This window comes from Alkalibacterium pelagium, from assembly GCF_900109325.1.
Classification (GTDB): domain Bacteria; phylum Bacillota; class Bacilli; order Lactobacillales; family Carnobacteriaceae_A; genus Alkalibacterium; species Alkalibacterium pelagium.
The window spans coordinates 176902-191614 of sequence record NZ_FNZU01000001.1 but is presented as its reverse complement, the minus strand read 5'-3'; the positions used below and the strand labels follow the sequence as shown (position 1 = coordinate 191614).

The window sequence follows — 14713 nt, the reverse complement described above, 5'->3', positions numbered from 1 at the left end:
GATTACTTTTAATACAAGGGTTCATCTACCAGATGGACCCCTTCATCTTCCTCAACACAGGATCTGACTTTCCAGATATCATCTGCGTAGCGCTGAATTGTGTAGTCAGCTGAAAATGGAGCAGAAGACGCGATATTCAACAAGGATTTACGCGCCCACTCATTCTGATCTTTATATAGATCATCGACTTTATTCTGAGCCTCGACATATGATGCGAAATCTTTCAATACAAAATATTCATCATTAAAGTTAACCAGTGAATCGAATAACGCATAGCCTTCATCTTGTAGATTCGGAATCGTTCCACTGGTCAGTGCATCCAGAACATTCTTAAGTTTCGGATTAGACTCATAAAGTTCCCTTGCCTGATAAGACTGATTTGCTTTCAATTCGTATACTTCTTTGCTGGATAGTCCAAAGACAAATAGATTCTCTTCACCAACAAAATCTTTTATTTCAATATTCGCTCCATCCAATGTCGCCAATGTTAGAGCTCCGTTTGCCATCAGTTTCATGTTGCTTGTTCCTGACGCTTCCATACTTGCAAGTGAAATCTGTTCACTGATATCTGCAGCCGGAATTATTTTCTCCGCCAGAGATACACCGTAATTTTCAAAGAAGACAATTTTCAGCTTGTCGCCGACATCAGGATCGTTGTTCACCAGATCAGCCAGAGAGTTGATCACTTTAATAATCTGCTTTGCATAATGGTAGCTTGGTGCAGCCTTTGCCCCGAATATGAAGACTCTAGGAACATAGTCAGCAGATGGGTCTGCTTTGATTTCAAGATAGCGGTGCAGAATATGCAGCAGATTCAAATGCTGTCGCTTGTAAGCATGCAGACGCTTGATCTGAACATCGAACAAGGCATTCGGGTCAACTGTGATTCCTTTGACTTCCTTGATATAGTCAGCCAGACGTTTTTTATTCTTAAGCTTTACATCCGTTAGCTTATTTAATGTATCCTTATCTTTCTCGAAGCCTTTGAACACTTTAAGTTCTGACGGAGTAAGCTTCCAGTTTTCCCCAATTTTTTCGTCGATAAGTTTAGTCAGCTCAGGATTGGCTAAGTGAACCCATCTACGCTGAGTAATGCCGTTAGTCTTGTTGTTGAACCGTTCCGGATATAATTCAAAGAAATCTTTCAGCACATCATTCATGAGAATGTCAGTATGAAGTTTAGCTACCCCATTCACACTGTGACTGCCGATCACTGCTAGGTGAGCCATGTTGACGACTCCATTCTGCAGAATGGCTGTCTGCCAGGTGATGCGCTCTCCATATAGTGGCAGAGTATTTTCAACAAAGCGATTGTTGATTTCTTCGATGATCATGTAAATTCTAGGCAGCAGCTCTTTCATCATATCGATCGGCCATTTTTCCAGTGCTTCACGAAGAATGGTATGGTTAGTATAGCTGCATGTCTTGAATGTGATTTCCCAAGCCTGTTCCCATGATAAATGCTCTTCATCGATAAGGATACGCATCAGTTCAGGAACAACTAAAGCAGGATGAGTATCATTGATATGGATAGCCACTTTATCAGGAATGTTCTTACGGGGAACATTATATTTACGGAAGTGCCTGATAATGGACTGTACCCCCGCCGATACCATGAAGTATTCCTGTTTCAGACGAAGCAGGCGGCCTTCATAGTTGGAATCATCTGGGTACAGGACCTGAGTGATCTCCTTGATTGGCTCTGTTTCTTCAATCGTATGATAGTTCGCTTCTTCTTCTACCGGGATTTCAGCTGACCATAAACGAAGATTATTGACTGTGTCATTTCTATAGCCAACCATAGGGGTATCATAAGGCACGGCCAGAACATTCAAAGTATTCTCATAATGTGGGACCAGATGGCCCTGATGGTTTTCTTCCAGCCAGACATTCCCGCCGAATCTCACCATACAGGTAGATTTGTCATTTCTCGTTTCCCATACATTTCTGTACCTTAACCAGTTTTCAGGCAGTTCAACCTGGTACCCATCGACAAACTTTTGTCTGAACAGGCCATACTGATAACGAATACCATTTCCATTACCTGCCATACCTAGAGAAGCCAGTGAATCCATAAAGCAGGAAGCGAGACGTCCCAAGCCACCATTACCTAATGCCGGGTCGGCTTCTGCTTCTGCCAGCTGATCAAATGATAATTCCAGTTCGCTCAAACCTTCTTTAACCACATCTAAAAGACCCAAGTTATATGCATTACTTCTTAATTGTCTACCGGGAAGAAATTCCATAGAAAAATAATACACTTGTTTGACGCTGTTTTTAATATACTTTTCTCTTGTCTCTTTCCAGTAACTTGAAATATAGTTTTTTACGAGCAGACCTAAAGCATTGTAAAGCTGTTCGTTTGATCCTTCTTCGTAACTGTAGGCATACATGCTTTGAAACTGCTGTTTAAATTCTTTAACAAACTGTTTAACTGTTACTTCCATAAACATTCCTCCATCTTTTCTACCCCGAGTATACCTCATAGATTAAAATTTGAAAAGAAATCTCTAACCTGTCTATACAGGCATTGTCCCCTTTTGACATTTTAAATACAAATAAACGAAAATAGTATAACTTAATTGCAGTCATACTATTTTCGTTCGTTAATAAAGTTCTAATTGACAGAAAATCGACTCTTAAACATGATCATTCTGATACAGTTGCTTGAATCAGTCACCATTAATAAACCAGATAGCGGTACTGATCCAGATACTTTTGAGCCGACTGTTTCCAGCTATTATCTGTTTCCATCGCTCTGATCTGCAATGTATTAAAACTGTCAGGCCTATCATAATAGACAGTCAGGGCGCGGTCGATCGTGCTCAACATCGTCAGGACATCAAAATCATGGAAACTGAATCCTGTTCCTTCATCTGTCCACTCATTATGTGGCTGAATCGTATCCACCAGTCCCCCGGTTTCATGGACGATCGGCAAGGTGCCATATCTCAGTGAATTAAGCTGAGATAGTCCGCACGGTTCAAATAATGATGGCATAAGGAACAGATCTGATCCTGCATAGATCCACTGAGCCAGTTCACTGTCGAAATCAATAATTGCACTGAACTTGTCCGGGTAGGTCTCCGTATAATATCTGAACGCATCTTCGAAATACGGTTTACCCGTTCCGATCAGTACCATCTGCATATGACGGTGCTTCATCAGTTCTTCCATCGCATCGACGATCAGCTCTACGCCTTTCTGTTCATCCAGGCGAGTAACGATTCCCACTAAAGCAACTTCGTCATCTTCCGGTAGCCCCACTCTTTTCTGTAGAGCCAGTTTGCTTTTTACTTTACCGGATAAATCGTCTTTTGAAAACGTAGCTGGTATGACTGAATCTGTCTGGGGATTATAGGTATCATAGTCTATCCCATTAACGATTCCGACAAGCTTGTGCTGAATATTTCTTAAATCTCCATCCAGTCCGTAGCCAAACTCAGGTGTCTGAATTTCATTCGCATATGTCGGACTGACCGTGGTGACCAGATCAGCATAGTAGATGCCGCCTTTCAGCCAGCACACATTGTCCCCGTACTTCAATCCTCTTTCGTGGAATGCTGCATAGCCGATATCAAAGTGGTCGGACAGCACATACTGATCATAGACGCCTTGAAACAGAATGTTATGAATCGTCAGTACCGTTTTTATATCTCTCAAGCTATTAATCCAGCTGTATTTATCTTTTAAAAGCACAGGCATCATCGCAGTCTGCCAGTCATTGACATGAAGGATATCTGGGATGAAACCTATTTGTTCAAGCATTTCAATAGCCGCCTGCTGGAAAAAGGCAAAACGTTCACTGTCATCTCCATAGTCATAGAGATTTTCCCTGTCAAAATAAAAGAGATTATCAATAAAGTAGTATGTCACCTTATCTCTAACCAGCTGCTTGATGCCACAATGCTGATTCCTCCATCCTACCTTGACGGTGAAAGAACAGACATCTTCCAGTTCCTCAATCGTCTCTTCACTTAGCTTCTGAACAAAATAGGGAAGAACGACACGGACATCGTTCCCTTCTTTCGCCAGTTCCTTTGGGAGGGAACCCATGACATCCCCGAGTCCACCAGTTTTAAAGAAAGGTGCACACTCTGAAGCAGCAAATAATAGTTTCATTTCCTTACTCACTCCTCCTTGACCTCTCCTTCTGCATAAACAACACCGTCTTTAGCAATAACTATAGGATTATCGGCTGTCCCTTCCAGACGGGCACCTTTTTTCACATACACATGTTTGTCAAGAATGACATGTTTTAAGTAGGCTCCTTCTTCGATACAGGAATCCTGCATGATAATTGAATCTTCGATGTGTGCATCTTCAGCTATTGTTACTTTCCGATAAACCAGAGAATCCTTCACCGTACCATATACCTCGCAGTCATTAGCAAACTGAGCATTTTCAATGACCGCGGATTTTCCATAATAAGTTGGAGCTGAATTCTTAGAACGTGTTCTAACTGGATCGGCACGATAGAACAGTGAATTGAAGTTGTCCTCATCCAGCATGTCCATATTGGCATCATAATAACTCTTGATGTCTTCAATGACTTTAAGGTACCCCGTATATTCATAGCCGTAGACAGAACAGCCTGATTCAAGACTGAACTTGATAAAATTGTTAACGTTTATATCCATATCAGCCTGTTTCGCTCTGTACAGATAATCGAGGAAGGTTTTCTTGCTTAAAATCATCGTTTCCATGTTCAGATTGAAGCGGTCTTCCTTTACATCAGATATGGCTGTAACGCCGCTGATATCACAGTCCTCTTCATCTCCCAATTCAAGTGCAGAATAGACCGTGTCGCTGCTCAGTTCATTTCTGTTCACTTTCTTGTAGACAACCGTGACCTGACTATCCTTATCTTCATGGAAATGCATGAGCGATTCAATCTGAATGTTCGATAGGAAAGCTGAACCCATCATCACGACATACTCGGCTCTGGCACGAGTCACGTAATTATAGTGATCTTCATAATAGAAACGGTCGTGTTTTGATTCAGCGCTGCGGTCGGCTTTTAGTTTAACCTGAGAATGTGTGAATACTCCTCCACCAGCTAGAGAATCCAGTCCCCATGTGGATCCAGAACGGATATGGTCATACAGGGAGTGGCCTGATCCGGAAATGAACAGTGCAGCAGATTCCGCTTCAGCATTATATAAACTTGAAAACGGAAAATCAATCAGACGATACCGACACGCAAAAGGCAGAGAAGCCACTGGTCTTCTGTTCGTCAGTGGTTTCAGCTTGTCTTCATACTCGACTAAATTCAGTATTGGTGCGATTTTATTTCTCATCGGAATACCCTCCTATTTCTTCTCCGTATCCAGCGACTGCAATGTCATCTTCAGTACCCACCAGCTCGGCATCATCATAAATATGTGCGCCTTCTCCAACAATTGCTTTTTCAATTCTGACATTCTCTCCAATTACCGCATTCGGCATGATGAAGGAATCAGTAATAACTGAATTTTTTCCAACCTTGACATTATGTGACAGGATGGAATGATTGATTTCGCCTGCTACATAACACCCGTCAGTAATCATGGAATCTTTCACTTTTGCAGAAGATGTCAGGAACTGTGGTGTAGTGTTCGGACTCTTGGAGTAGACTCTCCAGTCCCGATTTCGGATATTAAGGTCGTGATCAGGGTCCAGGAACTCCATGTTTGCGCTCCACAGGCTTTCAAGTGTACCGACATCTTTCCAGTATCCTTCAAACGAGTAAGCATAGATAGCTTCACTGTTTCTCAGATAAGCCGGAATCACGTGGTGGCCGAAGTCTTCCATCTGTCTGTTTTTAGACTGGTTATCTACAAGATACTGTTTCAGACGTGGCCAGCTGAAGATATAGATCCCCATAGATGCCAGGTTTGATTTCGGATTATCCGGTTTTTCCTGGAATTCAATGATTCGATCTGTGCGGTCTGTAGCCATGACCCCGAATCGTGACGCATCTTCCCAAGGCACAGGCATGACCCCTACCGTTAGTGAAGCAGCCTGTTGCTTGTGATAATCGAGCATTTTTTCGTAATCCATTTTATAAATGTGATCTCCTGATAAAATCACAACATAATCTGGATTTTTCTGGTCAATAAAATCAATGTTCTGAAAGACAGCATGTGCTGTTCCTTTAAAGAACTTCTCTCCATCGACGCTTGAATAAGGCTGCAGGATGGTCGCTCCTCCGTTATGTCGATTCAAACCCCAGCTCGAACCATTTCCTACGTGATCATTCAGGACCAGCGGCTGATACTGAGTCACCACTCCTACGTCATTAATACCTGAGTTTGCACAGTTCGATAAAGCGAAATCTATAATACGGTAGTTACCGCCAAAAGGTACAGCAGGCTTGGCAATCTGCTTGGTCAGTTTGCCTAAGCGCGATCCCTGCCCTCCAGCTAAGATCATTGCAACTGTTTCAGTTTTCATATTGTTTGGAAGTGTCAGAAGACCTTCCTTCCCTCCTTAAGGTAATGTAATTGTGTACTTATTTAGTTGTTTTTATTTACCCCATATACTCTCTTAGGTTTGAAAACGACAATACTTAATGCAGGGAGGATGACTTCCAGTGCGTGTGGTTGTCCATGCACTTCAGCCTCAAGTGTCCGCTTGATCCCTTGAGAGTCTGTCCACGTGCCTCCCAAATCTGCCCACTCCGTATTCCACACTTCTTCGTATTGTCCTTTATAAGGCACGCCTACACGTACATCCTGTCTTTCTACTGGAACAAAATTACACATGATAATGAGAAAATCTCTTGGCTTTTTACCTTGTCGAATGAAATAAAGCACAGATTCCTCTTTATTATCGGCATCAAGAATTTCGATCCCTTCAGATGAATGATCAAGTTCCCATAATGCGCGGTTCTCCTGATAGAAAGCGTTCAATCGTCTGGTAAACTCCAAGTGTCCGGCGTTCATTTCATCACTCAAGCTGTCCCATTCCAGTCCCTGATCAAATTTCCACTCGAGGAACTGTCCATATTCTGCTCCCATGAACTGGAGCTTTTTACCCGGATGGACCATGCGATATGTTTCAATCGTTCTTAAGCCGGCAAACTGATTGTAACGGTCTCCGTGCATTTTATGCATCATGGATTTTTTCCCGTGTACCACTTCGTCATGAGAAAAAGGAAGGATGAAGTTTTCGTTAAAGGTGTACATGAAAGAGAATGTAATCAGATTAAAGTGGTCTTTTCTGTATAATGGATCCATTTCAAAGAATCTGAGGGTGTCATTCATCCATCCCATATTCCATTTATAATTGAATCCCAGTCCGCCTTCGTGTACGGGATGCGTGACTTTTCCCCAGGCCGTACTTTCTTCAGCCATCATCAGTACATCAGGGTGACGTTCAAAGACTTTCTTGTTGAGCAACTGAAGGAACTCGACACCTTCTTTATTGACGTTGGTCCCTTCATCGTTAGGTGTCCATTCACCGAGATCGTAATCCAGATAAAGCATATTGCTTACTGCATCCACTCTAAGGCCATCAAGATGGAACTGTTCGATCCAAAATAGTGCGTTGGAAATGAGAAAACTTCTGACCTGACTTTTTCCGATGTCAAAATTCAAAGTTCCCCATCTGTTATTGTCTGCACGATTCTGATCAGCATATTCAAATTGAGGTGTGCCGTCAAAGTAAGCCATGCCATATGCATTGCGGTTGAAATGTCCAGGCACCCAATCCATTAATACACCAAGGTTTGCCTGGTGAGCTGCTTCGACAAAATCCTGAAACTCTTCAATTGTCCCGAATTTTGAAGAGAGACCAAAAAAGCCAGTAGCCTGATAACCCCAGCTTGCATCAAGAGGATGTTCCATTAGTGGCATGAATTCTATGTGTGTATAGCCCATATCTTTAACATATGGGATAAGTTCTTCCTGAAGTTCTCTGATTGTATACCACGATCCATCTTCATGATGTTTCCATGAACTCAGATGTACCTCATATATGTTAAGCGGCCGACTGTATATTTCTCTGCGTTTACGATTAGCCAGCCACAATCCATCTTTCCACTGTTTGTCTGGAAGTCCTTTTACGACAGAAGCATCCTTGGGTCTGACTTCGAAAGCTAAGGCATACGGATCGATTTTGTAGGCGGCCGTTCCATCAGCCTGTACGATTTTGTACTTATAATGTTGTCCTTCTTGAGCATTCGGCATATCAATAGAAAAGACGCCCGTTTCTCCTACTTTCTTCATTTCATCCAATTCCGTCCATTCGTTAAAATCTCCAACAAGATAAACGGTTTGAGCATTCGGAGCCCATACATTGAAACGGAAGCCTTCAGGCCGGACACTGCAGCCCATTGTCAGGTAACTGTCAAATAGCGTTCCTTCGTTAAAGAGATAAAATGTATCAGCCATTTCTTTGTGTGTATCAGCTTTATTCCCCTGTTCCCCCATAAACATCCCCCTTTTTCTTTATACTAGTCAACTGGTCTCTAACTTCTTCTTAATTATTTTAATACAGACCATCTTTAGTATCATTGTAACCTAGTATAGTCGCATTACCAAATTTTTTCTCTTATAGTTTTTCTCATTTTAGATTAAATATTATTAGTCAGATACGCCCTCCGACCGATGACACAGGAATGTTAAAATGGTATGATGAACTTGCAAACAGGTAACCTCTATTTATTGAGGAAGGAGGCAAATCATTATGGAAGGAATACTTTTAGGACTTGGCTTCATTGGTGTAACATTAGCTATTCTCACCCCTTTTATCAAAAGCGGGATGGGATTAACTCTAGTCAGCTTAGCTGTTTATTTCTGGTTCATCGGCATTGAAACCTGGTTACCCGTAATATTGTTCACTGCCGGTTTACTTCTGATCGTTTTTGAAATATTTGTTCCGGAGTTCGGTCTAGCCGGTATTGTAGGTATCATCTTGCTGATTTCAGGTCTTTATCTGACAATCGGCGATATTGGACAGACAGTCCGGGATCTCAGCTTGTCTGTGGTTATCACTTCGGGTGTAGTCTTTTATCTGATTAAGAATGGATACTCACTGACTAATGTAAATAAGTTGATCCTTCAGACGAACTTGGCTGAACGATCTGCTGATAAAGAATCTGAGTCTGACAAACAGACCATTACTGAAGGACTTGAAGGTGAAGCACAAACTCCCCTCCGTCCATCAGGAAAAGTGACGTTTCAGGACGACCCACGCACTTATGATGTTCTGAGTGTAGATGGTCATATTTCTAAAGGCACCAAAGTCATTGTAGAAAAAGTAAAAGGCACAAAAATTACTGTCAGAAAAAAATAGAATAGGAGAATATATATGGATGTATTAGATAATGGGTTTGTAGGTATCATTATAACCGCTGTCATCATACTGATTTTCATCAGTATCTTCCTTCGTTTTGTACCCGTTGGACTTTGGGTGACCGCTTATTTCTCAGGAGTCAAGGTAGGAATCGGTACATTAGTAGGTATGCGCCTGCGTCAAGTTAGTCCACATGCAATCATCCGTCCTCTAATTAAAGCAACTAAAGCCGGGCTATCCTTGAGTACGAACGAACTGGAAGCTCACTTTCTTGCTGGTGGTAATGTCAACGCAGTTATAGATGCATTGATTGCTTCACACAGAGCTGAAATTGAACTGGAATTTGAAAAAGCAGCAGCCATCGACTTGGCTGGACGTAATGTATTTGAAGCTGTACAAGTATCGGTTAACCCTAAAGTTATTGTTACACCTGATATCGCAGCCGTAGCTAAAGACGGAATCGAAATCGTTGCAAAAGCTAAAGTTACCGTACGTGCCAACATTGAACGCTTAGTCGGGGGTGCTGGAGAAGATACGATCATTGCCCGTGTAGGTGAAGGGGTCGTAACTACTGTCGGTTCTGCTGACAAACACTCTGATGTACTGGAAAATCCGGATATGATCTCTAAAACTGTATTAAGCAAAGGTCTGGACTCTGGTACGGCTTTTGAAATCCTGTCCATAGACATTGCCGACATTGATGTCGGACGTAATATCGGAGCTAAACTTCAGACTGAACAAGCTGAAGCCGATAAGAACATTGCTCAGGCTAAAGCTGAAGAACGTCGCTCAATGGCGATTGCTCAGGAACAGGAAATGCGTGCTGAAACTCAGAAAATGCGTGCCAAAGTGGTTGAATCTGAAGCTGAAGTACCATTGGCCATGGCTGAAGCACTAAGAAGCGGCAACTTAGGTGTCATGGATTACTATAAAATGAAAAACATCAATGCCGATACTGATATGAGATCAGCCATTTCTGACCAGTCAACCGAAGAAGAAGAGTGATATAAATGGGATTCTTAATCGTATGGATCGTTCAGCTTTTTATATTCTTTGTGATAGTTTCTAGTGTAGCCTCTTTGTTTTCAAAAACGACTAAAAAAACCGCTCAGAATCCTGAAGCCAGAGAAAGCAGTGATGAAATAGAAGCTCCTAAACGAAACCTCCCGAAAGAAAAAAGACAGAACAGCCGTCCGAGTCGTGCCCAGAGAGAAAGACGTCCGGATCGCGAACGCTACGACCGAAGAAAAAACAGTGAGCCGATCATCAAAGATGTCGTCTCACTAAGTTCTTCGAAAAATCCAAAAAAACGCTCGCGTTCAACTTCTGCTTTCGACAAGCGACAGCTGAAACAAGCGATTATATATAAAGAAATTTTGGACAAACCTCTTTCTATAAGAGAAAACGACTAAAAAAGTGACACATGTCCCTCCTGACAGGAGAACGACATGTGTCACTTTTCATTTTCTTCTTCAACAGATCCTTCTCTGACGAAGAATGATCGCTTAATTTCAATAAACTCCTCAATATTATTTAAAAGCATGAAGAGATAGGCTCGACTTTCAAATTCAGCTCTACTCTTCGGCAGACGTGACTGTCTGAACGTTCTGTAAAGATCAGTAATGTTTTCCAGCAGACTCAGCCCAGTGTTCTTTTCGTTCAGCTGTTCTGACGTACTGTTGAACAATTCAGCCAGTATCCTTGCCTGCTCAGATCCCAATCCGCTGTTCTGGAGTGAATGCAGCATCTTTCTAATCGATGCCAGCTGCTGCCCGCGCATCTGAACATATTTCAAACTATAATCGTTCTTATGAAACAGTTGATTATCGTAGTCCTTTAATGCCTGAGCTTTTGCTTCACTGATCAGATCCTCAGCTTCCCTAACCTGGTCGGTAAGTTTGACTGTCAGATCCTTTCCTGATAAACGATCAGAAATACCCTTTAGTATCAGTCTGATGCTCTCATCAACCTGACGTTTGCTTTCAGCCAGTTCGCCTTTATGAGATGGCATCCACAAATTCAGCAGCAAAGCACTGGTTGCGCCGATCGTCATAAGTAGAAAGCCATTCAGCTGCCAGCTCCAGGAGATGCTTCCCGCTCCAATAAAATGAGTGACAAGAACTGAGCATGGGGCAATCCCCGATTGAAGATCAAAGCGGTACGCTACAGGTATATATATAATTAAATAGAGTCCAAAAGCTGTAACGGTGAACCCTGCCAGGTAGAATACGACTGAAGCTATCAAAAACGCGGTCACAGTTGAAGCGACCCTCTTGAAGGCAGTAATAAAAGACGCCCGTTTAGTATCAAGAAGACTCAGAATCGCTATGATCCCTGCAGCCAGTGTATGATCAAGTTGAAGAAAATCTGCTGCATAGATCGCAAGCAGCGTAGCCAGAACCATTTTTACAGTACGATGTTTGATGGACATTCAGATTGCCTCCCCTGGCTGCAGCTACAATGTTCCTGAGCGAATGATGGATATGAGCAGCCACATCCCCATAACTCCGGCACCTATAAAAATCGCAATTGCAAAGAAGGATACGCCTGCGCCTTCCGAAAGGACAAATATCACGGAAGAAGCAATGATCAGGGCAGCAATGATTAAAGCAAAGACCAGACGATTGACCATCTTGTTAACTTCTCGCCACTTATCCTCGAAATGAACCAGATCGATGTGGACCATCAATCTGCCATTGTTGACAGTATCCAGTACTCGCTTGAATGTGGAAGGCAGCTTGAATGAATCCATAGCCAGCTGATAGACACCAATCTTGAGTTTTTCCTTCGATAACTTGTCAATAAGACTGATATCATTGCTGGCCTTAATGTATGTCGAAGCAATTTCCATAATATTGATATCCGGATGCAGGTCAGACACTACACCTTCCAGAATAGTCAGAGACTTTGCCAGTAAAATAAAGTCATTAGGCATAACCATTTTATATTTATGGGTCACATGCAGGACATCTGAAAAAAAAGTACTGAGATCAATCTGTCCAAAACTTCTTGAAATGTAGGACTGGTAAAAGTCATGAAGATCTTCGCTGAAATCGAAACGGTCGACTTTCTCTTTAGTAATAGCCATCTGAAGGAGAAGATTCATAAGCTGATCCAAATCTTCGAAGACGATGGCTCTCATAATGCTGATGAGATCATCTTTTACACTGTCGGAAAGTTCCCCGACGATTCCAAAATCAATAAATACAATTTTCTTTTCCTTAATTACCAGGTTGCCCGGGTGCGGGTCGCCATGAAAGAAGCCATCCTTAAAAATCTGTGACAAAAATGAATAGACTAGTTTTTCTGCAATATCCTTCTTTTCATACCCTTCTTCCCGGATTTCTTCCTGGTTCAGACCTCTTATTCCTTTGATATATTCTTCAACTAATACGCGCTTAGAGGTGTAAGTCAGAACCGGTTTGGGTGCGGTAACTGCATCCAGTTCTTTGTTCAATCTGCGGAACTTGATGAGGGCCTGTCCTTCATTTCTGAAGTCCAGTTCCAGTTTGGTCGTTTCTTCAATTTCTTTAAACGCCGCCTTGGCATCCACTAGCATTTCCTTGACTGTTTCAGGTGCCATGGATACGATGCGAGAAAACAACTGAATATCGCGAAGCAAATTTTCTTCAATTTCCGGACGCTGAACTTTAATCACGACTTGTTCCCCGGTCAGCAGTTGGGCTCTGTGTACTTGAGCAACGGAGGCACTGGCAAGTGGCGTCTGCTCAACCCACTCAAATACATCTTCAAGTTCCTCTTTAAAATCTTCTTTAAAAATTCGCCTGATGTCTTTATACGGAAAAGGAGGCGCATCATCTCTCAGTTTAGACATTTCCTTAATGTATTCTGGTGGAAGCAGATCCTGCCTCGTAGATATAATCTGACCGATCTTGATAAAACTTGGTCCCAGCTCTTCAAATGCCAGCCTCAAGTTTGCTGCATCCTGTTCTTTATGCTTGGTTCTTACTCGTGTCCGGTAAATATGACCGAATCCGTATGATGCCAGTACACTGGCGATTTCTGTCAGTCGTTCACGGTTACTTTTCAAAAGTTGGCCTCCTTTCAATAAGGTAGAAAAGGTGCTGACCAGGATATGATCAACACCTTATCATTATACTTCTGTTGATTTATCTGTCAGTTTGCGTTCAAGTTCTTCAACCTTAGCTTCCAGATCTTCAATATCTTTTCTCTGGGCCACATTCATTTCAAGCAATATTGCTTCAAGTGTTTCTTTCTCTTCCAAAGAAACCTCTTTGTTTTTTCTCTGAATCAATTCTTCTGTCAACTTCTTACCTTCAGCGACGGTCAATTTTCCACGACTGACTAATTTGTCAACTTGTTCTACTGCTTTTTCAAGTGCGATAGCCGTAGATCCGACACCGACCAGCAAAGCTTTTTTGATATCATCCATCATAATAAAGAACCCCTTCCAAATTGATCTTACACTGTCAGTATAACACTCACCTTAGAAATTGTCAGATAAAACCTATGATTCCCACTGATAATTCGCCTAAGGCAGAGGATTCCCAGCTGCTTTATACACCGTATACCAATCTTCACGGCTTAATGTGATTCCTGATGCAGACGCATAATTTCTTATCCGTTTTTCATTCATCGTTCCTAGTATCACTTGCATCTTAGCCGGATGTCTTAACAGCCAGGCAATCGCTAGTGCTTCGTGATCCGAGTCATACTTATCGGCTAGTGATTTCAAGGTTTCATTGACCTCACTATAGTCAGGGTGATTCAGGAACACACCGTCCGGGCCATGAACAGGTGACCAGGGTTGTACAGTAATATCATTCAGCCTGCAGTAATCAAGAATGGCACGATCATGGTCAATCGATTCTTTCTGCTTCGTGTTCACCTGTACCCCAGCATCGATCATTCCAGTATGCATGACACTTAGCTGTAGCTGATTCGCGATCAGGTCCTGTTTGACATACTTTTTCAGCAGCTCAATCTGATACGGACTGTGATTGCTTACACCGAACTGTCTCACTTTCCCGGAACTGTGTAAAGTATCGAAAGCCTCTGCCACTTCTTCAGGTTCGACAAGTGCATCTGGTCGGTGAAGCAGCAGGACATCTATATAGTCTGTATCGAGTCTGTCAAGGATCCCGTCAACTGAGCTGGTTAGATGTTCTTTAGAAAAATCATAATAGCCGGATCGAATCCCCGCTTTCGACTGTAAGATAATATCATCACGTTTGATTGATGTCTGTTTAAGCGCCTGCGCAAATCGCTTCTCAGACTCTCCTCCGCCGTAAATATCCGCATGATCATAGAAATTGACACCGGATTCATAAGCAGCATTTATGACACCAGCCGCTTCCTTACCATCCAGTTTATCCATTCGCATACAGCCCAGCGCCACTTCTGATACTGATAAATCTGATGTGCCTAATTGTATTTTATTCATCCTTTTCCT

The 14713-nt window shown here is 42.3% G+C and carries 12 protein-coding genes; 3 read left to right on the top strand and 9 right to left on the bottom strand.

Annotation, left to right across the window (positions count from 1 at the left end; all coding sequences use genetic code 11):
- Positions 1-8: 8 nt before the first annotated feature.
- The 5 genes from BMX79_RS00910 to glgB all read right to left on the bottom strand — a co-directional run bounded on the left by BMX79_RS00910 (position 9) and on the right by glgB (position 8420).
- Positions 9-2447: a glycogen/starch/alpha-glucan phosphorylase gene (locus tag BMX79_RS00910; protein ID WP_091478335.1), complete on the bottom strand. Its 2439-nt coding sequence runs from the start codon at positions 2445-2447 to the stop codon at positions 9-11.
- Positions 2448-2682: 235 nt separating this feature from the next.
- On the bottom strand, positions 2683-4122 hold the full coding sequence (gene glgA / locus BMX79_RS00905) for a glycogen synthase GlgA (RefSeq protein WP_091478579.1): 1440 nt from the start codon (positions 4120-4122) through the stop codon (positions 2683-2685).
- Between the two features lie 8 nt (positions 4123-4130).
- Positions 4131-5300: a glucose-1-phosphate adenylyltransferase subunit GlgD gene (gene glgD / locus BMX79_RS00900; protein ID WP_091478334.1), complete on the bottom strand. Its 1170-nt coding sequence runs from the start codon at positions 5298-5300 to the stop codon at positions 4131-4133.
- Positions 5290-6435, bottom strand: a complete 1146-nt coding sequence (locus tag BMX79_RS00895) for a glucose-1-phosphate adenylyltransferase (protein ID WP_091478332.1) — start codon at positions 6433-6435, stop codon at positions 5290-5292. Before BMX79_RS00895 ends, glgD begins: the two co-directional genes overlap by 11 nt.
- 62 nt (positions 6436-6497) lie before the next feature.
- A complete protein-coding gene (gene glgB, locus BMX79_RS00890) occupies positions 6498-8420 on the bottom strand; it encodes a 1,4-alpha-glucan branching protein GlgB (RefSeq protein ID WP_371862044.1) in 1923 nt (640 codons plus the stop codon).
- A gap of 250 nt (positions 8421-8670) precedes the next feature.
- Here glgB and BMX79_RS00885 point away from each other — a divergent pair, with 250 nt between their 5' ends.
- The 3 genes from BMX79_RS00885 to BMX79_RS00875 are packed head-to-tail and all read left to right on the top strand — an operon-like array spanning position 8671 to position 10691.
- Positions 8671-9279 carry an NfeD family protein gene (locus BMX79_RS00885; protein ID WP_091478331.1) on the top strand — a complete coding sequence of 203 codons (609 nt, stop codon included), beginning with the start codon at positions 8671-8673 and terminating at the stop codon, positions 9277-9279.
- 15 nt (positions 9280-9294) lie between these two features.
- Complete coding sequence (gene floA, locus BMX79_RS00880; protein WP_091268336.1) at positions 9295-10284, top strand: flotillin-like protein FloA; 990 nt, start codon at positions 9295-9297, stop codon at positions 10282-10284.
- Between the two features lie 5 nt (positions 10285-10289).
- Complete coding sequence (locus tag BMX79_RS00875; RefSeq protein WP_091478329.1) at positions 10290-10691, top strand: hypothetical protein; 402 nt, start codon at positions 10290-10292, stop codon at positions 10689-10691.
- 41 nt (positions 10692-10732) lie between these two features.
- On the opposite strand, the gene BMX79_RS00870 is transcribed toward BMX79_RS00875, so the two are convergent.
- The 4 genes from BMX79_RS00870 to BMX79_RS00855 all read right to left on the bottom strand — a co-directional run bounded on the left by BMX79_RS00870 (position 10733) and on the right by BMX79_RS00855 (position 14704).
- Positions 10733-11710, bottom strand: a complete 978-nt coding sequence (locus BMX79_RS00870) for an aromatic acid exporter family protein (protein ID WP_091478327.1) — start codon at positions 11708-11710, stop codon at positions 10733-10735.
- Between the two features lie 24 nt (positions 11711-11734).
- Positions 11735-13330, bottom strand: a complete 1596-nt coding sequence (locus tag BMX79_RS00865) for an ABC1 kinase family protein (protein WP_091478326.1) — start codon at positions 13328-13330, stop codon at positions 11735-11737.
- Positions 13331-13393: 63 nt separating this feature from the next.
- Positions 13394-13696, bottom strand: a complete 303-nt coding sequence (locus tag BMX79_RS00860; RefSeq protein ID WP_091478325.1) for a phasin family protein — start codon at positions 13694-13696, stop codon at positions 13394-13396.
- A gap of 96 nt (positions 13697-13792) precedes the next feature.
- A complete protein-coding gene (locus tag BMX79_RS00855; protein WP_091478323.1) occupies positions 13793-14704 on the bottom strand; it encodes an aldo/keto reductase in 912 nt (303 codons plus the stop codon).
- Positions 14705-14713 lie beyond the last annotated feature (9 nt).